Source organism: Massilia jejuensis (genome assembly GCF_042656795.1).
Taxonomy (GTDB): Bacteria; Pseudomonadota; Gammaproteobacteria; order Burkholderiales; family Burkholderiaceae_D; genus Telluria; species Telluria jejuensis.
In genome coordinates, this window is sequence record NZ_JBHSMS010000040.1 from 135,083 (window position 1) to 155,566 (window position 20,484).

At 66.3% G+C, this 20,484-nt stretch carries 19 protein-coding genes; 14 read left to right on the forward strand and 5 right to left on the reverse strand.

What is annotated here, in order from left to right; genetic code table 11:
* Window positions 1-170: 170 nt before the first annotated feature.
* The 13 genes from pheA to cysM all read left to right on the forward strand — a co-directional run bounded on the left by pheA (window position 171) and on the right by cysM (window position 13,189).
* Window positions 171-1,241: a prephenate dehydratase gene (gene pheA / locus ACFPOU_RS13705; protein ID WP_379722127.1), complete on the forward strand. Its 1,071-nt coding sequence runs from the start codon at window positions 171-173 to the stop codon at window positions 1,239-1,241.
* A gap of 21 nt (window positions 1,242-1,262) precedes the next feature.
* Window positions 1,263-2,366, forward strand: coding sequence for a histidinol-phosphate transaminase (gene hisC / locus ACFPOU_RS13710; protein WP_379722129.1), 1,104 nt, complete (start codon window positions 1,263-1,265; stop codon window positions 2,364-2,366).
* Window position 2,367: 1 nt separating this feature from the next.
* Entirely contained in the window at window positions 2,368-3,273 is a 906-nt protein-coding gene (locus ACFPOU_RS13715) for a prephenate dehydrogenase (protein ID WP_379722131.1), read from the forward strand.
* The gene (aroA, locus tag ACFPOU_RS13720) at window positions 3,270-4,607 is read left to right on the forward strand and encodes a 3-phosphoshikimate 1-carboxyvinyltransferase (RefSeq protein WP_379722133.1); all 1,338 of its coding nucleotides are present in this window, start codon (window positions 3,270-3,272) and stop codon (window positions 4,605-4,607) included. The genes ACFPOU_RS13715 and aroA overlap by 4 nt, the downstream gene beginning before the upstream one ends.
* 46 nt (window positions 4,608-4,653) lie before the next feature.
* Window positions 4,654-5,316 (forward strand): (d)CMP kinase, encoded by a 663-nt coding sequence (gene cmk, locus ACFPOU_RS13725; RefSeq protein WP_379722135.1) that lies wholly within the window; start codon window positions 4,654-4,656, stop codon window positions 5,314-5,316.
* A 106-nt stretch (window positions 5,317-5,422) separates the two neighbouring features.
* On the forward strand, window positions 5,423-7,135 hold the full coding sequence (gene rpsA / locus ACFPOU_RS13730) for a 30S ribosomal protein S1 (RefSeq protein WP_379722137.1): 1,713 nt from the start codon (window positions 5,423-5,425) through the stop codon (window positions 7,133-7,135).
* A gap of 32 nt (window positions 7,136-7,167) precedes the next feature.
* Entirely contained in the window at window positions 7,168-7,473 is a 306-nt protein-coding gene (locus ACFPOU_RS13735; RefSeq protein ID WP_056344442.1) for an integration host factor subunit beta, read from the forward strand.
* 173 nt (window positions 7,474-7,646) lie between these two features.
* Entirely contained in the window at window positions 7,647-7,955 is a 309-nt protein-coding gene (locus tag ACFPOU_RS13740; RefSeq protein WP_379722140.1) for a LapA family protein, read from the forward strand.
* 55 nt (window positions 7,956-8,010) lie between these two features.
* The gene (gene lapB, locus ACFPOU_RS13745; protein WP_379722142.1) at window positions 8,011-9,186 is read left to right on the forward strand and encodes a lipopolysaccharide assembly protein LapB; all 1,176 of its coding nucleotides are present in this window, start codon (window positions 8,011-8,013) and stop codon (window positions 9,184-9,186) included.
* Window positions 9,187-9,206: 20 nt separating this feature from the next.
* The gene (gene rfaE1, locus ACFPOU_RS13750; protein WP_379722144.1) at window positions 9,207-10,214 is read left to right on the forward strand and encodes a D-glycero-beta-D-manno-heptose-7-phosphate kinase; all 1,008 of its coding nucleotides are present in this window, start codon (window positions 9,207-9,209) and stop codon (window positions 10,212-10,214) included.
* A 132-nt stretch (window positions 10,215-10,346) separates the two neighbouring features.
* On the forward strand, window positions 10,347-10,715 hold the full coding sequence (locus ACFPOU_RS13755) for a ComEA family DNA-binding protein (protein ID WP_379722146.1): 369 nt from the start codon (window positions 10,347-10,349) through the stop codon (window positions 10,713-10,715).
* A 101-nt stretch (window positions 10,716-10,816) separates the two neighbouring features.
* A complete protein-coding gene (locus ACFPOU_RS13760) occupies window positions 10,817-12,199 on the forward strand; it encodes a M28 family peptidase (RefSeq protein WP_379722148.1) in 1,383 nt (460 codons plus the stop codon).
* Window positions 12,200-12,286: 87 nt separating this feature from the next.
* Window positions 12,287-13,189, forward strand: a complete 903-nt coding sequence (cysM, locus tag ACFPOU_RS13765) for a cysteine synthase CysM (protein ID WP_379722150.1) — start codon at window positions 12,287-12,289, stop codon at window positions 13,187-13,189.
* 124 nt (window positions 13,190-13,313) lie between these two features.
* Here the strand turns inward: cysM and ACFPOU_RS13770 are convergent, their stop codons facing one another.
* The 5 genes from ACFPOU_RS13770 to ACFPOU_RS13790 form a co-directional block, all read right to left on the reverse strand.
* Window positions 13,314-13,658, reverse strand: a complete 345-nt coding sequence (locus ACFPOU_RS13770) for a hypothetical protein (protein WP_379722152.1) — start codon at window positions 13,656-13,658, stop codon at window positions 13,314-13,316.
* Window positions 13,659-14,099: 441 nt separating this feature from the next.
* Entirely contained in the window at window positions 14,100-15,287 is a 1,188-nt protein-coding gene (mltB, locus tag ACFPOU_RS13775; protein WP_379722154.1) for a lytic murein transglycosylase B, read from the reverse strand.
* Window positions 15,284-17,296, reverse strand: coding sequence for a transglutaminase TgpA family protein (locus ACFPOU_RS13780; RefSeq protein WP_379722156.1), 2,013 nt, complete (start codon window positions 17,294-17,296; stop codon window positions 15,284-15,286). Before ACFPOU_RS13780 ends, mltB begins: the two co-directional genes overlap by 4 nt.
* Window positions 17,293-18,288, reverse strand: a complete 996-nt coding sequence (locus tag ACFPOU_RS13785) for a DUF58 domain-containing protein (RefSeq protein ID WP_379722158.1) — start codon at window positions 18,286-18,288, stop codon at window positions 17,293-17,295. The genes ACFPOU_RS13780 and ACFPOU_RS13785 overlap by 4 nt, the downstream gene beginning before the upstream one ends.
* A gap of 7 nt (window positions 18,289-18,295) precedes the next feature.
* Window positions 18,296-19,216, reverse strand: coding sequence for an AAA family ATPase (locus ACFPOU_RS13790; protein ID WP_379722160.1), 921 nt, complete (start codon window positions 19,214-19,216; stop codon window positions 18,296-18,298).
* A gap of 175 nt (window positions 19,217-19,391) precedes the next feature.
* Between ACFPOU_RS13790 and ACFPOU_RS13795 the strand changes: the two genes are divergently transcribed.
* The gene (locus ACFPOU_RS13795; protein WP_379722162.1) at window positions 19,392-20,324 is read left to right on the forward strand and encodes a histone deacetylase family protein; all 933 of its coding nucleotides are present in this window, start codon (window positions 19,392-19,394) and stop codon (window positions 20,322-20,324) included.
* Window positions 20,325-20,484 lie beyond the last annotated feature (160 nt).

Below are 20,484 nucleotides of genomic sequence, written 5' to 3' on the forward strand. Positions count from 1 at the left end.
TGCGACGCATGGGCTCGTCGAGGCCGCCGGCCCGATGACGGCGCGCCCTGGCCCGCGAGGCCCGCGCGCGCCTGCCCATGCATGGCGCACGGCGGCGCGCAGCCGTCAACCATCGCAGCCGTCAACCATCGCAGCCGTCAACAATAAACAGCATCCTTCAACCAACCATCATGACAGACAAACTCACCCCCCTGCGCGAACGGATCGATGCCATCGACGCGCAAATCCTGGACCTGCTCAGCCAGCGCGGGCGCATCGCCCAGCAGGTCGGCCATGTCAAGGCCGAAACCGACGCCCCCGTGTTCCGTCCCGAACGCGAAGCGCAGGTGCTGCGCGGCGTGGCCGAGCGCAATCCCGGCCCGCTCAAGAACCAGGACGTGCAAACCATCTTCCGCGAAGTGATGTCCGCCTGCCGCGCGCTGGAAAAGCGGGTGACCGTCGCCTACCTGGGACCGGCCGGCACCTTCAGCGAACAGGCTGTCTACCAGCAGTTCGGCAGCGCCGTCGAAGGCTTGCCGTGCGCCTCGATCGACGAAGTCTTTCGCTCGACCGAGGCCGGCACCGCCGACTTTGGCGTGGTCCCGGTCGAAAATTCCTCGGAAGGGGCGATCAACCGCACGCTCGACCTGATGCTGGCCACCACCACCGTGATCAGCGGTGAAGTTTCGATTCCGGTCCACCACAGCCTGATGACGAAAACCGGCAGCATGGAGGGCGTCGGCGTCGTCTGCGCCCATTCCCAGGCGCTGGCCCAGTGCCAGGTCTGGCTGAACCTGCACCACCCGAACGTCGAGCGGCGCGCCGTCGCCTCGAACGCCGAGGCGGCCGTCATGGCCAGCCAGGATGCGACGATCGCCGCGATCGCCAGCGAGATGGCGGGCGAGCAGTACGGGCTCGGCGTGGTGCAGGCGCACATCCAGGACGACCCGCACAACCGTACCCGTTTCGTCGTCATCGGCACCCTGCAGACCAACCCGTCCGGGCGCGACCGCACCTCGCTGGTGCTGGCCGTGCCGAACACCGCCGGCGCCGTCTATAAGCTGCTCGCGCCGCTGGCCACGCACGGCGTGTCGATGACGCGCTTCGAATCGCGTCCGGCGCGCATCGGCACCTGGGAGTATTACTTCTACGTCGACGTCGAAGGCCACCGCCAGGACGCGCCGGTCGCGCGCGCGCTCGAGGAACTGCACCACAACGCCGCCTTTTTCAAGCTGCTGGGTTCCTACCCGGTCGGCCTCTAATTCATTTTTTGAGTCGAGAACATGTCGAAATTCGGTCCAGAGTACGTTCGTGCCATCGCCCCTTATCAGGCCGGCAAACCCATCGCGGAAGTCGCCCGCGAATTCGGTCTCGACGAGGCCAGCATCGTCAAGCTCGCCTCCAACGAAAACCCGTTCGGCGTGCCAGCGTCGAGCCAGGCCGCAATGACGAAAGCGGCCGCCGACCTGGGACGCTACCCGGACGCGAACGGCTTCGAGCTGAAGGCGGCGCTGAGCACGCGCTACGACGTCCCGGCCGACTGGATCACGCTCGGCAACGGCAGCAACGACATTCTCGAGATCGCCGCCCATGCCTTCGTGCAAAAAGGCGAATCGGTCGTGTTTTCGCAGTATTCCTTCGCCGTCTACGCGCTGGCCACGCAGGGCGTGGGCGCGCGCGCGATCGTCGTCCCGGCCGTCGAGTACGGCCACGACCTGGACGCGATGGCCGCCGCCATCGAGGCCGACACCCGCCTGCTGTATGTCGCCAACCCGAACAACCCGACCGGCACCTTCATCGGCGCCGCCCAGGTCGAGGCTTTCCTGAGGCAGGTCCCGTCGAACGTCATCGTCGTGCTCGACGAAGCCTATAACGAATACCTGGCGCCCGAGCACCAGTTCGAATCGGCCAGCTGGGTGCGCAACTACCCGAACCTGGTCGTCTCGCGCACCTTCTCGAAGGCCTACGGCCTGGCCGGCCTGCGCGTGGGCTTCGCCATCGCCCAGCCGCCCGTGACCGACCTGATGAACCGCATCCGCCAGCCCTTCAACGTCAATTCGCTGGCCCAGGCGGCGGCTATCGCGGCGCTCGACGACAAGCAATTCCTGGAAAAGGGCGCCCGCAACAACGCCGAGGGCTACCGGCAGATGACCGCCGCTTTCGAGGAACTGGGCCTGGACTACGTGCCATCCTTCGGCAACTTCGTGCTGGTGCGCGTGGGCGACGACGATGGCGCCGGCGCGCGCGTGAACCTCGCGTTGCTCCGGCAGGGCGTGATCGTGCGTCCGGTCGGCTCCTACGGTTTGCCGCAATGGCTGCGCATCTCGATCGGCCTGCCGCACGAGAACGCGGCCTTCATCGCCGCCCTGAAGAAGGCCTTGGCTTGATATGCTGGGCAAAGTCGTCATCGTCGGCGTCGGCTTGATCGGCGGCTCGTTCGCGCTGGCGCTCAAGGGCGCCGGCGCCGTGCGCCAGGTCGTCGGCATGGGACGCTCGCGTGAAGCCATGGCGCGGGCACTCGAACTGGGCATCGTCGACGCCATCGCCGCCTCGGCCGAGGAAGCCATGCGCGGCGCCGACCTGGTGCTGCTGGCCGCGCCGGTGGGCCAGACCGGGACCATCCTGGCCGCGCTGCTGCCCTATCTCGAACCGGGGACGGTCATAACCGACGCCGGCAGCACCAAGTCGGACGTCGTCGCCGCCGCGCGCGCCGTGCTGGGCGCGCGGGTCGGGCAGTTCGTGCCCGCGCACCCGATCGCGGGACGCGAATCGAACGGCCCGGATGCGGCAATTGCCGATCTCTACCAGGGCAAGAAGACCGTCGTCACGCCGCTGCCGGAAAACGCGGCCGGCGACGTCGGCCTGGTCGCCGCCGCCTGGCGCCTGTGCGGCGCCATCGTCCACACGCTCACGCCGGAGCAGCACGACCGCGTCTTCGCGGCCGTCAGCCATTTGCCGCACCTGCTCGCTTTCGCGCTGGTCGACGACATCGCCGCCAAGCCGCATGCGGACCTGCTGTTCCAGTACGCCGCCAGCGGTTTTCGCGACTTCACCCGGATCGCCGGCTCCTCGCCCGAAATGTGGCGCGACATCAGCCTGGCCAACCGCGACGCGCTCCTCACCGAGCTCGATGCATATCTGGCACAATTGACAGTATTGCGCGCACGGCTCGCCGCCAACGATGGCCCCGCCCTGGAAGTCATCTATACCAACGCCCAGCGCGCGCGCCGCGCCTGGAGCGAAGCGATCGAAACCGCCGAGCCTACTCCGCCACAGATTCAGGAACCAGAATGACGCAGCAAAAGCCGAAACACTATCCGCAGCACATCGACCTCGAACCCGTGATGCACGTCGAGGGCACGGTGCGCCTGCCGGGCTCGAAAAGCATCTCGAACCGCACGCTGCTGCTCGCGGCCTTGTGCGAAGGCGAGACCACGATCCACGACCTGCTGGCCTCGGACGACACCATGGTGATGCTCGGCGCGCTGCGCTCGCTCGGCATCCGCTGGGAGGAAATCGACGAGCGCACCGTGCTCGTGCACGGCAACGGCGGCACGCTGCCGGTCGGCGCGGCCGACCTCTTCATGGGCAATGCCGGCACCGCGATCCGCCCGCTGACGGCCGCCCTGGCCGTGATCGGCGGCGACTACACGCTGCACGGCGTCTCGCGCATGCACGAGCGTCCGATCGGCGACCTGGTCGACGCCCTCAACGGGATCGGCGCCCAGATCGAGTACACCGGGGAGGCGGGCTTTCCGCCGCTGCGCATTCGCCGTGGCCACATTCATGCGAACCGCATGTCGGTGCGCGGCAACGTGTCGAGCCAGTTCCTCACCGCTCTGCTGATGAGCGCGCCGCTGATGGCGCGCGGCCATGCGGTCACCATCGACGTCGTCGGCGAGCTCATTTCGAAACCGTACATCGAGATCACGCTGAACCTGATGCGCCGCTTCGGCGTGACGGTCGAGCAGAACGGCTGGGCCTCGTTCACGGTGCAGCCCGGCCAGCGCTACGTCTCGCCGGGCAGCATCCATGTCGAGGGCGACGCCTCCTCGGCCTCCTACTTCCTGGCGGCCGGGGCGATCGGCGGCGGGCCGGTGCGGGTCGAGGGCGTGGGCAAGGACAGCATCCAGGGCGACGTGCGTTTCGCCGACGCGCTCGAGCGCATGGGCGCGACGATCACGCGCGGCGACAACTGGATCGAGGCGCGCGGCAACGGCGTGCTCAAAGCCATCGACGCCGACTTCAACCACATTCCCGACGCGGCGATGACGATCGCGGTGGCCGCGCTGTATGCGGACGGCCCGAGCACGCTGCGCAACATCGCCAGCTGGCGCGTGAAGGAAACCGACCGCCTGGCCGCGATGGCGATCGAGCTGCGCAAGGTGGGGGCGCAGGTGGAGGAGGGGCCGGACTACCTGCGCATCACGCCACCCGAGGAGCTGCTGCCGGCCACCATCGACACCTACGACGACCACCGGATGGCGATGTGCTTCTCGCTCGCTTCCCTGGACGGCGCGGCGCGGCGCGGCAACGCGATACGCATCAACGATCCGAAATGCGTTGCCAAGACCTTCCCCGACTACTTCGAGGCGTTCGCGGGTATCGCGCGCAGCGAACTGTTCTGACCACGAGTCTCACCACCGCGTCCCGCGCAAGCAAGAGGTAAAAACAATGCCCAATCCTCACATCCCGGTCATCACGATCGACGGTCCGACCGCTTCCGGCAAGGGCACGGTCGCGGCGCGTGTCGCCGACCGGCTCGGCTACCACCTGCTCGATTCGGGCGCGCTCTACCGCCTGACGGCCCTGTCGGCGATGCGCGCGGGCGTCGCGCTCGACGACGAACAGGCGGTGGCGCAGCTGGCCGAACACCTGCCGGCCAGCTTCGCCAACGGCGGCATCCTACTGGCGAGCGAGGAGGTGGGCGAGGCGATCCGGGCCGAGGAAGTGGGGAACTGCGCCTCGAAAATAGCGGCCTTTCCGCGCGTGCGGCAGGCGCTCTACGCCCTGCAACTGGGTTTTTGCAAGGCGCCCGGCCTGGTGGCCGACGGACGCGACATGGGGACCGTCATTTTCCCCAATGCCAGGCTCAAGGTGTTTCTTACCGCCAGCGTCGAAGCGCGTGCCGAGCGGCGATATAAGCAATTGATTGGCAAAGGAATTTCTGCTAACATGGACGATCTGCTCGCTGATTTGCAGGCGCGCGACGAACGCGACACCCATCGCACCGTCGCCCCGCTGGTCGCGGCGGAGGGCGCGTACATCCTCGATACGTCGGACATGACGGTCGATGAGGCCGTGGAGCAAGTGCTTCACTGGCATACGTTGCTGTAATTGTTTGGTGCCTGTCACGGCGTTTTGCCCAACAGGTGTTGTTTCAACCTGACCCAGTTCAGGATCGCACTATCGACGGTCTTGCTGGCTAACTCGTAAATAACCTATGTCTACTGCAACTACCCAAGATTCCGGTATGGAAAGCTTTGCCGCCCTGTTTGAAGAGTCGCTGTCGCGTCAAGACATGCGCTCGGGCGAAGTCATCTCCGCCGAAGTCGTGCGTCTGGATCACAACTTCGTGATCGTCAACGCCGGCCTGAAATCTGAAGCGTTCATTCCAATCGAAGAATTCAAGAATGACCAGGGCGAACTGGAAGTCAGCGTCGGCGACTTCGTTTCCGTGGCCATCGAATCGCTCGAAAACGGTTTCGGCGATACCATCCTGTCGCGCGACAAGGCCAAGCGCCTGGCATCGTGGCTGGCTCTGGAAAAAGCAATGGAATCGGGTGAGATCGTCACCGGTACCGTCAACGGTAAAGTCAAGGGCGGCCTGACCGTCCTGACCAACGGCATCCGCGCATTCCTGCCGGGTTCGCTGGTCGACACCCGTCCGGTCAAGGACACCACCCCGTTCGAAGGCAAGACCCTGGAATTCAAGGTCATCAAGCTCGACCGCAAGCGTAACAACGTCGTCCTGTCGCGCCGCGCCGTCATCGAAGCATCGATGGGCGAAGAGCGCCAGAAGCTGATGGAAACCCTGAAGGAAGGCACGGTCGTGACCGGCGTCGTCAAGAACATCACCGACTACGGCGCGTTCGTCGACCTGGGCGGCATCGACGGCCTGCTGCACATCACCGACCTGGCATGGCGCCGCGTGCGTCACCCGTCGGAAGTGCTGTCGGTTGGCCAGGAAATCACCGCCAAGGTCCTCAAGTACGACCAGGAAAAGAACCGCGTCTCGCTGGGTGTCAAGCAGCTCGGCGACGACCCATGGACCGGCCTGTCGCGTCGTTACCCGCAGAGCACCCGCCTGTTCGGCAAGGTCACGAACCTGACCGACTACGGCGCGTTCGTCGAGGTCGAGCAGGGCATCGAAGGCCTGGTGCACGTGTCGGAGATGGACTGGACCAACAAGAACGTGGCCCCGAACAAGGTCGTGCAGCTGGGCGACGAAGTCGAAGTCATGGTCCTGGAAATCGACGAAGAGCGTCGCCGTATCTCGCTGGGCATGAAGCAGTGCAAGGCGAACCCATGGGACGACTTCGGCATGACCCACAAGAAGGGCGACAAGGTCCGCGGTTCGATCAAGTCGATCACCGACTTCGGCGTGTTCATCGGCCTGCCGGGCAACATCGACGGCCTGGTGCACCTGTCGGACCTGTCGTGGACCGAAGCCGGCGAAGAGGCGGTGCGCCGCTTCAAGAAGGGCGACGAGCTGGAAGCGGTCGTGCTGGCCATCGATGTCGAGCGCGAGCGTGTTTCGCTGGGCGTCAAGCAGCTCGAAGGCGACCCGTTCAACAACTTCGCCGCACTCAACGACAAGGGTTCCCTGGTCACCGGTACGGTCAAGTCGGTTGAGCCGAAGGGCGCCGTCATCGCCCTGAACGAAGAAGTCGAGGGCTACCTGCGCGCTTCGGAAATCTCGCGTGACCGCGTGGAAGACGCCGGCACCCACCTGAAAGTGGGCGACAAGGTCGAAGCACTGGTCATCAACATCGATCGCAAGGCGCGCAGCATCCAGCTGTCGATCAAGGCGAAAGACAATGTCGAGACCCAGGAAGCGATGAGCAAGCTGTCGAACACGAGCGACAGCAATGCCGCATCGGGCACGACCAGCCTGGGCGCGCTGCTCAAGGCCAAGTTCGACAACAAGAACTGAGCCGGAACCGTTTAGCTCACTGAGGCGACCAGATGACCAAGTCCGAGCTGATTGCACGACTGGCTGAGCGGTATTCTCAGCTGGTCGCCAAGGATGCGGAATATGCAGTCAAGACCATCCTCGACGCGATGACCAATGCCCTGGCGACCGGGCAGCGCATCGAGATCCGTGGTTTCGGCAGCTTTGCGCTCAACAGCCGCCCGCCCCGCATCGGCCGCAACCCGAAGTCCGGCGACAAGGTGATGGTGCCCGAAAAACGGGTGCCCCACTTCAAGCCGGGCAAGCAGCTGCGCGAGCGGGTCGACGCGATGGTCGGGCAACCGATCATCGAAGACTAGTCGTCTGCTGCGTGCAGGCACGGAGAACGGCGTCCATTGGACGCCGTTTTTTTTCGTCGGCCGCGCGCCGGTGCGCACGCCCCACGCAGGGCGGCGCACGCCGCTCGGCTTTGAAATAAACTTGCAGATATGCGACACTGCGCCTTTGCATCTCCCACCGCCAGGCCCACCAGATGAAATTCGTCTCCACCATCGCGGGATTTATCCTCTTCGTCCTGTTTTTCGGCTTCGCGCTGAAAAATACCCAGGAAGTCGATCTGCACTTTTTCCTCGGTTACGAACTGCGCGGTCCGCTCGTGCTGATGCTGCTGGCCTTTTTCATCGCCGGCGCCGGGCTCGGCATCCTGGCCCTGACGCCGACCGTGTTCCGCCACCGCCGCGAGGCATCGCAGCACAAGAACACCGTCCAGGCGCTGCAGAGCGCGGCCGGTACCGGCAGCACCCAGCCGCCGGCCGACGCCGTCGCGGTCGTGCCGCACTGAGCGATGCCGTGCCCGCGTCCAGGCGACGCCCTCAACAACCAACAATAAGAACTTCATGGAATTCGAAATCTGGTGGCTGCTCGCCGTCCCCGTCTTCTTCGGCCTCGGCTGGATCGCGGCCCGGGTCGACATCAAGCAACTCCTGTCGGAATCGCGCACCTTGCCGCGGGCCTATTTCAAGGGCCTGAACCTGCTGCTCAACGACCAGCCCGACAAGGCGATCGACGCCTTCATCGAGATCGTCACGCTCGATCCGGAAACAGCCGACATGCACTTTGCGCTCGGTAACCTGTTCCGCCGCCGCGGCGAGATCGAACGCGCCATCCGCGTCCACCAGAACCTGCTGGCGCGCCCCGACCTGCCGCTCGAACAGCGCACCCAGGCCCAGTACGAACTGGGCATGGATTACCTGAAGGCCGGCCTGCTCGACCGCGCCGAGGAAACCTTTAACGGCCTGGTCGAGGGCAGCTACAGCGTGCAGGCCCGGCGCGCGCTGCTGGAAATCTACCAGCGCGAAAAGGAATGGCGCCGCGCGATCGACGCCGCGGCCGGCCTGCAATCCTCGGGCGCCGGCGCGCGCCAGAAGGAAATCGCGCAATTTTATTGCGAGCTGGCCCAGGACGCCCTGGTACGCAGCGACCTGGCCGACGCCATGGCCCTGCTGGACAAGGCCCTGCATGCCGACCGCAACAGCGTGCGCGCGACCATCCTGCTGGGCGACGTCTTACTGGCCCAGGGCGATGTCGAAGGCGCGCTCGCCATCTGGAAGCGCGTCGAGCAGCAAAGCGTGCCCCACGTGGCGCTGGTGGCCGGACGCCTGATGGATGGCTACCGCCGCGTCGGCCGCCCGCAGGAAGGCGTCAACCTGCTGCGCTCCTACCTGGCCGAAGCGTCCTCGATCGACCTGGTCGAAGTCATCTTCAAAGCCATGATTGAACTCGACGGCGTGGACGCTGCCAAACAGCTGGTGCTCGACGAGCTGCGCCGCAATCCGACCTTGCTCGGCCTGGACAAGCTGCTCGAGGCGCGCCTGATGGACGCGCCGGCGCATATCTGGGAAGAGCTGTCGATGGTGAAGAACCTGATCCACGGCTATACCGCGAAGCTGGCGCGCTACCAGTGCAGCCATTGCGGCTTCAAGGCGCGCCAGTATTACTGGCAGTGCCCGGGTTGCAGCCGCTGGGAGACCTACCCGCCGCGCCGCACCGAAGAACTCACTGTGATGAACTGACGTTTTCCGACGCCACGCCTATGACGACCACGACCACGACCACGACCACGACCACGACCACGACCCCGATCCGCCTGCTCGACCGCGCAGACTACCTCCATGCCGCCGCCCCACGCCTGGACGACGTGCGCATGCTCGTCGTCGGCGACGTCATGCTCGACCGCTACTGGTTCGGCGAGGTGTCGCGCATCTCGCCGGAAGCGCCGGTACCGGTGGTGCGCATCGAGCGCCGCGAGGAGCGCCTGGGCGGCGCCGCCAACGTGGCGCGCAACGCCGCCGCCCTCGGTGCCCACAGCGGCCTGCTGGGCGTGGTCGGGGCCGACGAGGCCGGGACCCGGGTGGAGACCCTGCTGCGCGATTCCAGCATCCACAGCTACCTCAAGCGCGACGAAGCCATTTCCACCATCATCAAGCTGCGCGTCATCGGCCGCCAGCAGCAGATGGTGCGCATCGACTTCGAGGACGCCCCGACGGAAACCGTCCTGCGCGACAAGCTGACCCAGTTCAAGGCGCTGCTGCCGGACTACGACGTGCTCGTTTTCTCCGACTACAACAAGGGCAGCCTGGTGAACGTGGCCGAGATGATCCGCGCCGCGCGCGCGGCGGGCAAGGTCGTGATGGTCGATCCGAAGGGCGACGATTTTTCGCCGTATGCGGGCGCGAGCATGCTCACGCCAAACAAATCGGAATTACGCCGCATCGTGGGCAACTGGAAGAGCGAAGCGCAGCTCACCGACAAGGCCCAGGCGCTGCGCGCAGAGCTGGGACTGGACTCGCTGCTGCTGACGCGCTCGGAAGAGGGCATGAGCCTGTACACGGCCAACGAAGTGCTGCACGTGAATGCCGATGCGCGCGAAGTGTACGACGTCTCGGGTGCGGGCGACACGGTGATCGCGACCATGGCGGCCATGCTCGGCGCGGGCGCGGCGCTGGACGTGGCGCTTGCGACCGCGAACCGCGCCGGCGGCATCGTCGTCGGCAAGCTCGGTACGGCGACCGTGACGCGCGGCGAACTGTTCCCGGGCTGATCTTTTGGGTGGTGCGCGCGGCAGAACCCGCGCTTGCGCCGGCTCAAGCCGCTTGCGTCAACCCCCTCCTGCCGGCCGCGTTAAGCGCGGATGGACGGCGCCCGCCGTCCGCTACCCGAATGGAGAGACCCGATGATCAAGAAACTGATGCTTGCCGTTGCCACGCTGGTCGCCTCGACCGGCTTCGCGTTCGCCCAGGTCGATGTCAACAAGGCCGATGTCGCCGCCCTCGACGGCGTCAAGGGCGTGGGGCCGAGCATGTCGAAAGCGATCCTGGACGAGCGCGCCAAGGGCGAGTTCAAGGACTGGGCCGACTTCCAGAAGCGCGTCAAGGGCGTCGGCGACAAGAAGGCAGTCAAGCTGTCCGAAGCGGGCCTGCAGGTGAACGGCAAGGGCAAGGAGGGCGCCGCGGCCGGCGTCAAGCCGGAGAAGGGCGCCAAGGCGGCCCCTGCCGTGAAAGAAGCGCAGGCCAAGCCGGCCGAGGCCAAAACCAGCATGTAGGCGCAAGCCTTTCGCACCTGAATATTTGCATGTAAATACAGCAAGAAACGCGGGAGGCATGAGAAGATAGGGTATCGAAAGCAACGATTCCAAGGACCTTCATGCCCCGCTTCCGCTTTACCGCCGGCCTCATCGCCGGTTTGTTCGCCACCAGCGCCATCGCCGCACCCGCCACACCCGCCACACCCGCCGCACCGGACGTTTCCCGCCGCCAGCCCCAGATCGACAAGATCGTCGCCGAGATTTCAGCCAAGCGCATCGAGAATTACGTGCGCAAGCTAGTCAGCTTCGAGACGCGCCACACGATGTCCGACACGAGCTCGGAGACGACCGGCATCGGCGCCGCGCGCCGCTGGATCAAGGCCGAGCTCGAGCGCTGCGGCGCCGGCACGCCCTTGCAGGTCGCCTACGACAGCCACATTTCTCCGGTGTCGGCGCGCATCTCGCGTCCGACCGAGATCGTCAACGTCGTCGCCACGCTGCCCGGCACCCAGGACGCCTCGAAAGAGCGGCTGTACGTCGTCAGCGGCCACTACGACTCGCGCAACACCGATGTGATGGACGCCACCGGCAAGTCGCCCGGCGCGAACGACGACGCCTCGGGCACGGCGGCCGTGATGGAGCTGGCCTGCGTGATGGCCAAGCACAAGTTCGATGCGACGCTCGTCTTCATGACGGTCGCCGGCGAAGAGCAGGGCCTGCTGGGCGCCGCCCACTGGGCGAAGCAGGCGCGCGCCGGCAACCTGAACGTGGCCGGCATGTTCACCAACGACATCATCGGCAGCTCGCGCGCCGACGACGGCCGTATCGACGACAAGCAGGTGCGCCTGTTCGCGCAAAGCATTCCGGCCACCAAGGAAATGAGCGATGCCGTGCGCCAGCTGGTCGCCACCGGCGGCGAGAACGATTCGCTCTCGCGCCAGCTCGCGCGCCACACGAAGGAGCAGGGCGAGCGCTACGTCAAGGGCTTCAAGGTCAGCGTGATCCAGCGCCACGACCGCTACCTGCGCGGCGGCGACCACATGCCTTTCCTCGAACAGGGCTATGCCGCGCTGCGCTTTACCGAACCGAACGAGGACTTCTCGCACCAGCACCAGAACCTGCGCACCGAAAACGGCAAGGTCTATGGCGACCTGACCGAATTCGTCGACTTCGACTACACGGCCAGGGTGGCCAAGGTGAACGCCGCCACGCTGGCCTCGCTGGCCCTGGCGCCGGCCGCGCCGCAACAGGTGAAGGTGCGCACCGACCAGCTGGTGAACGATTCGACGCTGGTATGGCAGGCCAATGCCGAGCCGGACCTGGCCGGCTACCGCATCGTCTGGCGCGAGACGACCGCGTCCGGCTGGCAGGGGTCCAAGTTCGTCGGCAACGTGACCGAAGCGACCGTCAAGCTGTCGAAGGATAACTACTTCTTCGGCGTGCAGGCGGTGGACAAGGATGGCAACGTGAGCGTCGCGACCTACCCGGCGCCGCTGCGCTGATGCCCCACGGTGGGCACCCGTGCCCACCGTACGCGCTCTTGCGTCTCGGATTAGAATGTCAGATTAAAGAACTGCAAGAGAGCAAGCATGGCCTATAAAACCATCGAAGATACGATCGGCAATACCCCGCTGGTGCAACTGGTGCGCCTGCCCGGCGCGGACGCGGCCGCGCGCAACAACATCATCCTCGGCAAGATGGAGGGCAACAACCCGGCCGGTTCCGTGAAGGACCGCGCGGCGATGTCGATGCTCAAGAACGCCGAGGAGCGTGGCCAGGTCAAGCGGGGCGACACCATCATCGAGGCGACCTCGGGCAACACCGGCATCGCGCTGGCGATGGCGGCCGCGATCCGCGGCTACAAGATGATCCTGCTCATGCCGGACAACCTCTCGATCGAGCGACGCCAGAGCATGGCCGCCTATGGCGCCGAAATCGTGCTTACGCCCAAGACCGGCGGCATGGAATACGCGCGCGACATGGCCGAGCAGATGCAGAAAGAAGGCAAGGGCATCATCCTCGACCAGTTCGCCAACCAGGACAATCCGCGCGCCCACTACGAGACCACGGGGCCGGAAATCTGGCGCGATACCGGCGGGCGCATCACCCATTTCGTCAGCGCCATGGGCACCACCGGCACCATCATGGGCGTGTCGCGCTACCTGAAGGAGCAGAACGAGGCGGTGCGCATCGTCGGCGCCCAGCCGGAAGAGGGGTCGTCGATTCCGGGCATTCGCAAGTGGCCGCAAGCCTACCTGCCGAAAATCTACGACAAGTCGCGCGTGGACCAGGTGGAAAACGTCAGCCAGGCCGCGGCCGAGCAGATGGCGCGCCGGCTGGCGGCCGAAGAGGGGATTTTCTGCGGCATCTCGGCCGCCGGCGCCTGCGAGGTGGCGCTGCGCCTGTCGCAGACGGTGGAAAACGCGACGATCGTCTTCATCGTCTGCGACCGCGGCGACCGCTATCTGTCGACCGGCGTCTTCCCGGCTTGATCGACACCCGGGGCGCGACAAAGGGGCGATCGAATCGCCCCTTTTTTCATGCCAACTGGCATGCAAGTGTCCGTCTCATCCTCGCGCGGCCGCATCCGGCACGGCCGCGCAAGCATGGCTCAGCTTATTCGGCGCTCGAGGCCGAAGGCGATGCGCCTTCCTTCGGCTTGAACTGCTTGTCGCTGATGCGGAACTTGTTGCGGCGGTCGCCCATCAAGTAACGCAGGTCGCGGATCGACAGATCGCTCACTTCGTGCATGCGGATCAGGAGCGATGCGCCGACCGGCAGGCGGTGGTGGCGAATCTTCGAGATGACCGGCGGCGCCACTTCCAGCGCGCGCGACAGGGCTGCGTCATTCTTCAGGCGCAGGTTCTCGATCAGGGTGTCCAGCAGACGGTTCGGGTTGTATTGCAACAGTTCATCCGACTCCGCATCGCTGCTCATATCAATGCCGACTTGGTTTGTCATGATCTCAAATATTCCTATTGTGGGTTACAGAAAGTCGCTTGCGGCGTTTCGATTCCGGAAGTTCTTTCGAAAAAATCTACTCAATTGTACAACTAAATCAGGCTCTAGTACTTATGAGCAATAGAATTCGGTGCGAAGCCTCGACTCTGTTGTCTAATTGCAACAATAGCCGCAATGCAATTCTCTCACAAACTCACTGAAAAAATAATTGTTTTTTAATTAAATGTAAGTGTAGAGGAAACACAAGTTGCGTGCCACACGTTTCAGGACGATATGTATAAATAATAACAAATGCGGGGGTATGCAGTGTCTCGGAATGTTTCCATGGAGTACAGAAACCGGACGGGATGGGATACTCCAGGGGAGTACATGGCAAAGGACGCGCTGCCTGGGGGGAGCGCAGTGGCAGCGCGGTTACATGTTGTTACAAACTTTCCAGCTCTACAAGGTCTGGTGGGCGCGCGCCTCGCGCACCGCGCGTCCCAGGTCGATCACCGACATGGCATAGAAATAACTGCGGTTGTACTTGGTGATGGCGAAAAAGTTATCGTTGGCCACCCAGTACTCGGTCGCTTCGGCGCCATTCTGCAGGTCGACCAGGCCGTACAGGCGTTCCGGGGCCAGCGCCGCCGGCGCGATGACCCCGGCCGCTTCCAGTTCGCTGGCACGCAAGGTCGCCGCCAGGCCGCGGCCGAGGAGCGGCTCCCAGGCGCGGTGGGCGGCGACATCGACCGGCATCACGGCCGGTCCGGCGTCGCCCGGCTTCCAGCCATGCTCGATCAGGAAATTGGCGACGCTGCCGATCGCATCCGAGGTCGAGCCGCGCAAGTCGATGCGGCCGTCGCCGTCGAAATCGACGCCGTATTTCAGGATATTGCCCGGCATGAATTGCGGCAGGCCGACGGCGCCGGCAAACGAGCCCAGCAGCGTGAACGGATCGATGGACTCGTGGCGCGCCAGCAGCAGGGCGTTCTCCAGTTCGGTGCGGAAGAAGACGCTGCGCGCCGCCTTGTTCGGCGCTTCCGGATAGGCAAAGGCGAGCGTGGCGAGGGTGTCGAGCACGCGGAAGCGTCCGGTATCGCGGCCGTACACGGTTTCCACGCCGATGATGCCGACCAGGATCTCGGCCGGCACGCCATAGCGCGCTTCGGCGCGCGCCAGGGCCGCGGCGTTCTCGTTCCAGAAGCGCAGGCCGGCGTTGATGCGGATCGGCTCGATGAAGCGCTCGCTGTAGGCTTGCCAGTTCTTCGGCTTGCCCGGCGGCGCGGGTTTGACCAGCTGCACAGCCGACTCGACGAAGCGTACCTCGCGCATCTGCGCTTCCAGCGCGGCGCGCTCGAAGCCATGCTTGGCTACCATCTCGTCGATGAACTCGCGCATGACTTGCCATTCGCTGAAATTGACCGGTTCGCCGTCGTAGTCGATGCCGGAGACGGCGGCCGCGGCGACCGCGGGCGCGAGCGCCTTGCGTGCCTTCGGCGCCGGTATGCTCTTGCCCGGCCTGGCCTTGGCGGCCTTGGCCTTCGCGATCTTCGCCTTCGAGGGCGCGTGCTTGGCGGCGCCGCGCGCATCGAGGACAGGGGCGGCTGCAAGAGCGAGTGCTGCGAGAAGTGGTACGAAGTGTTTCATCTAACTTGCGATAGTAAGCGCTTCAGGGTCGCGGCCGGATGCTCGTGGTGGCGACGCGGCGCGTAACGCCAGGCGCCGTACCGTTCGAGGAACTCGGCGGCCGCCGCTTGAACGGAGGGCGCCAGGCTTGTGGCGGCGGTAATGCGCGCGCGGTAGGCGCTCGGGCCTTCATCTGCCGAACGCGCCAGGCCGAGTCGGGCCAGGCGCGCGCACAGGGCCGAGTATAGCGCATCGACCGGATCGATTTGCCGCCGCCGCTGGAAGATTCTCCATAGCAGCAACACAGTTATCAGGAAGGCTAGCAAGGCTGGCATGCGCCAGTCGAGCAGCGAGGATTGCACGCGCTCGACCACGCCGCGCTGGCGCTGCGGCGTGTAGTTCAGCACCCACTGGTTCCAGCCGTTGTTGACCGCGCCGGCCGCATGGCGCATCTGCGCGATCCAGGCATTGCTCTCGCCGTCGAGGCGCATGAAGCGCCCGAGGCCCTCGATGCCGAAAGGCGCGCGCGGCGGGATCGCCACGTTCAGCCCGCGCCGCACCCGTTCCGGCGCCACGGCGGCGGTCGGATCGACCCGTACCCAGCCGCGCCGCGCGAGCCAGACTTCGGCCCAGGCATGGGCATCGGACTGGCGCACCGTGACATAGCCATCGATCGGATTGAGCTCGCCCCCCTGGTAGCCGGTGACCACGCGCGCCGGCACGCCGGCGGCGCGCATCAGGAAGACGAAGGCACCCGAAAAATGTTCGCAAAAGCCGGCGCGGCTGCCGTACAGGAAATCGTCGACGGCGTCGCGGCCGAGCAGGGGCGGATTGAGCGTATAGACGTAGTTGTCGCGCCGGAAGCGCCGCAGCACCGCGTCGACGCGCTTGCGCGGGTCGGGTTCGGCGCGCAGTTCCAGGCCGGCCAGCAGGGCGCGCGGGTTGCTGTCGGCGGGCAGCTGCAGCCACGGACCGGCGTCCTCCGGCAGCGCGCCCGCCTGCAGGCGGTAGTTCAGGTAGGAGGTCATCCGGTAGCGCAGGCGCGTCTCGACCGGATAGCTCGCCGTCAGCTCGAATTCGCCCGAGACCCTGGCGATATTGCCATCCAGTGCGGGCAGGCGCTGCGGCAGTTCGAGCGCGAACAGCCAGTGGGTGTAGGAGGGTTCGAGCGTGACTTCGTAGCCGATCCCTTTTCCTAGCAGCGCGAGCGACAGCGGCTGCCGGGCCGTGCGCTCGGCCAGGCGCGGCGCGAGCCGGGTCCAGGTGCGCCCGTCGTAGGTGCCCAGTACCGGGCCGCGCCAGTACAGCTGCTCCTGTGACGGCGGACGGCTGTCGAAGCGCACGCGAAAGGAGGGCTCTCCCGACTGCGCCAGGTTCGCCATCGTGCCCGGCGCCATGGCCTCGGACAGGCCCGAGCGCGCGCTAAGGGCGTCGCCCGGCGTGCCCCAGAGCGGGCCTTCGATGCGCGGGAACAGGAAAAACAGCGCCAGCGCCAGCGGCGCGGCCAGGCCCAGCACCCTGGCGCCCATCAGCAAGCGCTGGCGCAGCGGCGGCAGCGCGCCGGTGAACTGGAAGCTCAGCTGGGCCGTGAGCAGCGCCAGCACCGACATGGCCATCAGCAGGGCCGTGCCGATGCCTTGCGCGTAGAAGAAGTTGGTCAGCACCAGGAAGAAGCACAGGAAGACGACCACGAACAGGTCGCGCCGCGCATGCATCTCCAGCATCTTGAAGGCCACCAGCAGCACCAGCATGGCCACACCCGCATCGCGGCCGAGCACGGTGTGGTAAGTGCGGGCGACGCCGAACATGGCGGCACCCGCCAGCGGCAGCAGCAACAGGCTCGGCGGCATGCGCCTGCCCTGCAGCGTGATCGCGCCGCGCCACAGCAGGGTCGATGCGCACAGCAGCGAGACCCAGCCCGGCAGGTGGGCCGTGTGGGGGGCCAGCACCAGAAGGGCGGCCAGCAGCAGGAGCAGGGTGTCGGCCTTGTCGCGCGGCAGGGCGTCGAAGCGCGCCAGCAGCGCCTTCACCGCGTCTCTCCCCGGCCGTACAGGGCGAGCGCGCGCAGGCAGGCCGCCTGGTGGGCATCGCCGCCGGCGGCCTCGAGATGGTCGGCGCCGAGCCGCACGGCATAGGGCAGGGCGCGGCTTTCCGCTTCCAGCACCCAGCGCGTCAGGCGCGACAGGCGCAGTTCAAGGTCGAGCCGGGGATCCAGGGCGGCCAGGTCGAGCACCAGTTCCTCGCGCGCGCCGCCCTCGAAATGCTTGGTGGCGAGCTGGCCGCCATCGGCCGGATCGAGGCGGGCGATCTGGCGCCAGGCCAGGCGCCGCAGCGGGTCGCCCGCCTGATAGGGCCGCACGCCGGCGAAATCGTCCGCGCCCGCATGGCCGGCGCCTTCGCCATCGCTGTTCGAGGCGGCCGGCAGCGGCGGCGCGCCTTCCTCGGGGAAGGGATAGACCAGGGCGCGCGCGTCGGGATACCAGTAGCTCCAGGCGCGAAACAGGCCCAGCGGAAAACGGGTGGCGAGCGTCAGGCGCGGCGCGTCGAGCCAGCCGCGCCGTTGGCTCGCCAGCGCCAGGCGCACGCTGGCGCTGGCGCCGGCGGGCACGTCGACCGCATGGCGCGCGTCGGCCACGCCGGCGACGTCGACCAGGATCGCATAGCGCGTCCGCGCGCCCGTGTTGCGCAGTTCGAGCTGGAACAGGGCTTCCTGGCCAGCGAACACGTCGGCCACGCGCACCGGCGCCAGGCGCAGATACGCCAGGTTGCGCCAGGTGAGCACCATGTCGACCAGCGCGCAGGACAGGGCCAGGAAGGTGAGCGCATAGCCCAGGCCCAGGTTGTAGTTGACCGAGCCGATCAGGAGCACCAGCAGCAGGGCGCCGAAGCCCAGGCCCGGACCGGTCGGCAAGATGTAGATACGGCGCTGGCCGAGCAGGAGCTCGCCCTGGTCGAGCACGCGCGGCCACATGCGTGGACGGATGCGGGCGCCCAGGCGCCGGGTCAGGCTCGAGAGCGCCATGGTGGTCCTATACCGGCACCGATTTCTGCAGCTGCAGCACCAGGTCGCGGCTGGCCAGCGCCATGCCCTGCGCCGACTTCGCCGGCCGCAGGCGGTGCGCGCAGACCGGCACCAGCACCGCCTGGATGTCTTCCGGCAGCACGTGATCGCGCCCCTCCAGCGCCGCCCAGGCGCGCGCGGCGCGCAGCAGGGCGATCGCGGCGCGCGGCGACAGGCCTTCGGCGAACAGCGCACCCGAACGCGAAGCCTGGGCCAGCGCCTGCACGTAATCGATCAGCGCGTTCGACGCGTGGATGGCGCCCAGCGCCCGCTGCGCCTCGATCAGTTCCTGCGGATGCATCGCCGGCGCCAGCGTGCGCAGCATCGCGCGCCGGTCTTCGCCCATGAGGAGGGCGCGTTCGGCGGCGGCGTCCGGATAGCCCAGCGACAGGCACATCAGGAAGCGGTCGAGCTGCGATTCGGGCAGCGGGAAGGTGCCGACCTGGTGCGCCGGGTTCTGGGTGGCGATCACGAAGAACGGCTCGGGCAGGGGCCGCGTCATGCCGTCGGTGGAGACCTGGCGCTCTTCCATCGCTTCGAGCAGGCCGGACTGGGTCTTGGGCGTGGCGCGGTTGATCTCGTCGGCCAGCAGCACCTGGGTGAAAATCGGGCCGGGGTGGAAGGCGAAGCCGTTCTTCTCGCGCTCGTAGACGGAAATGCCGGCCACGTCGGCCGGCAGCAGGTCGCTGGTGAACTGGACGCGGTTGAATTTCAGGCCCAGCGAAAGGGCCAGCGCATGCGCCAGCGTGGTCTTGCCGACACCGGGCACGTCCTCGATCAGGAGATGGCCGCCGGCCAGCAGGCAGGTGAAGGCGAGGCGTACCTGCTGGTCCTTGCCGACCACGACCTGGCTGACCTGACGCGCGCAAGCATGCAATTTATTGAACATGGTTCAGTTCCAAAGGTCGAAGGTGCGGCGCCGCGGACGGCATGTTAGATTAGCGACATCGACAACTCGGCGCTTCACGCGCTTCTGCGCGTCTCCCGGACGATTCTATGCGAGAACCGGCAATCCCGGTGTATGGCTGAGCAGCAAGCAGTGAAAGACACAAAGCGGCATCTACATGAGCACAGCAATCTACAGCCATCCCGACTGCCTGCGGCACGACATGGGCAACTGGCATCCCGAGTCGCCGAGCCGCCTGCAGGCGATCGAAGACCAACTCATCCTGGCCCGCCTCGACGGCCTGCTGGAACGGCGCCTGGCGCCGCTGGCGGAGGTGCCGGCCATCCTGCGCAACCATACCGAGGGCGCGCTGGCGCTGGTGCGCGACCATGTGCCCAGGACGCCCGGCGACACCTATCCGCTCGATGCCGATACCTTGCTCTGCCACGCCAGCTACGACGCGGCCCTGCGCGCGGCCGGCGCCGCGCTGGCCGCGACCGATGCCGTCATCGCCGGCGACATCGCCAACGCCTTCTGCTCGATCCGCCCGCCCGGCCACCATGCGACGGCGCACGCGCCGATGGGCTTCTGCCTGTTCAACAACGTGGCGATCGCGGCGCGCCATGCGCTCGAGGCGCACGGGATGGAACGGGTCGCCATCGTCGACTTCGATGTCCACCATGGCAACGGCACGGCCGAGTCCTTCCGCGACGACCCGCGGGTGCTGATGGCCAGCTTCTTCCAGCATCCGTTCTACCCGTATTCGGAGCCGGAACCGATCACCGCCACCAATGTCAACGTCCCGCTGCCGGAACGCAGCGGCGGCGACGCGGTGCGCCAGGTGGTGCGGGATTACTGGCTGCCGGCCCTGCACGCGCACCGTCCGCAGATGGTCTTCATCTCGGCCGGTTTCGACGCCCACCGCGACGACGACATGGGAGGCATGAACCTGGTCGAAGCGGACTATGCCTGGCTCACGCGCCAGATCATGGCGGTGGCGCGCGAGCACGCGGGCGGGCGCATCGTCAGCTGCCTGGAGGGCGGCTACGAACTGTCGGCGCTGGGCCGCAGCGTCGTTGCCCATCTAAAAGTTTTGGCGGACCTTGATTAAAGGCAAGCTTCCCCTGTTTGTGCGCGAACACAACGAAATTTTCTTCTCCCAGGCGGGTCATTGACACTGCCTTGGCGCAGGCCTACATTCGCCTGAGCCGCAGGTGGCGGCAACGCCTGGCTCAGCTGGCAGTGCAGGTACCGGACCGGGCGCCCACTCA

What these genes read in the sequence shown, in the direction of transcription:
- pheA (WP_379722127.1), top strand. Translation starts at nt 171, where the DNA reads ATGACAGACAAACTCACCCCCCTGCGCGAACGGATCGATGCCATCGAC.
- hisC (WP_379722129.1), top strand. Translation starts at nt 1,263, where the DNA reads ATGTCGAAATTCGGTCCAGAGTACGTTCGTGCCATCGCCCCTTATCAG.
- ACFPOU_RS13715 (WP_379722131.1), top strand. Translation starts at nt 2,368, where the DNA reads ATGCTGGGCAAAGTCGTCATCGTCGGCGTCGGCTTGATCGGCGGCTCG.
- aroA (WP_379722133.1), top strand. Translation starts at nt 3,270, where the DNA reads ATGACGCAGCAAAAGCCGAAACACTATCCGCAGCACATCGACCTCGAA.
- cmk (WP_379722135.1), top strand. Translation starts at nt 4,654, where the DNA reads ATGCCCAATCCTCACATCCCGGTCATCACGATCGACGGTCCGACCGCT.
- rpsA (WP_379722137.1), top strand. Translation starts at nt 5,423, where the DNA reads ATGTCTACTGCAACTACCCAAGATTCCGGTATGGAAAGCTTTGCCGCC.
- ACFPOU_RS13735 (WP_056344442.1), top strand. Translation starts at nt 7,168, where the DNA reads ATGACCAAGTCCGAGCTGATTGCACGACTGGCTGAGCGGTATTCTCAG.
- ACFPOU_RS13740 (WP_379722140.1), top strand. Translation starts at nt 7,647, where the DNA reads ATGAAATTCGTCTCCACCATCGCGGGATTTATCCTCTTCGTCCTGTTT.
- lapB (WP_379722142.1), top strand. Translation starts at nt 8,011, where the DNA reads ATGGAATTCGAAATCTGGTGGCTGCTCGCCGTCCCCGTCTTCTTCGGC.
- rfaE1 (WP_379722144.1), top strand. Translation starts at nt 9,207, where the DNA reads ATGACGACCACGACCACGACCACGACCACGACCACGACCACGACCCCG.
- ACFPOU_RS13755 (WP_379722146.1), top strand. Translation starts at nt 10,347, where the DNA reads ATGATCAAGAAACTGATGCTTGCCGTTGCCACGCTGGTCGCCTCGACC.
- ACFPOU_RS13760 (WP_379722148.1), top strand. Translation starts at nt 10,817, where the DNA reads ATGCCCCGCTTCCGCTTTACCGCCGGCCTCATCGCCGGTTTGTTCGCC.
- cysM (WP_379722150.1), top strand. Translation starts at nt 12,287, where the DNA reads ATGGCCTATAAAACCATCGAAGATACGATCGGCAATACCCCGCTGGTG.
- ACFPOU_RS13770 (WP_379722152.1), bottom strand. Translation starts at nt 13,658, where the DNA reads ATGACAAACCAAGTCGGCATTGATATGAGCAGCGATGCGGAGTCGGAT.
- mltB (WP_379722154.1), bottom strand. Translation starts at nt 15,287, where the DNA reads ATGAAACACTTCGTACCACTTCTCGCAGCACTCGCTCTTGCAGCCGCC.
- ACFPOU_RS13785 (WP_379722158.1), bottom strand. Translation starts at nt 18,288, where the DNA reads ATGGCGCTCTCGAGCCTGACCCGGCGCCTGGGCGCCCGCATCCGTCCA.
- ACFPOU_RS13790 (WP_379722160.1), bottom strand. Translation starts at nt 19,216, where the DNA reads ATGTTCAATAAATTGCATGCTTGCGCGCGTCAGGTCAGCCAGGTCGTG.
- ACFPOU_RS13795 (WP_379722162.1), top strand. Translation starts at nt 19,392, where the DNA reads ATGAGCACAGCAATCTACAGCCATCCCGACTGCCTGCGGCACGACATG.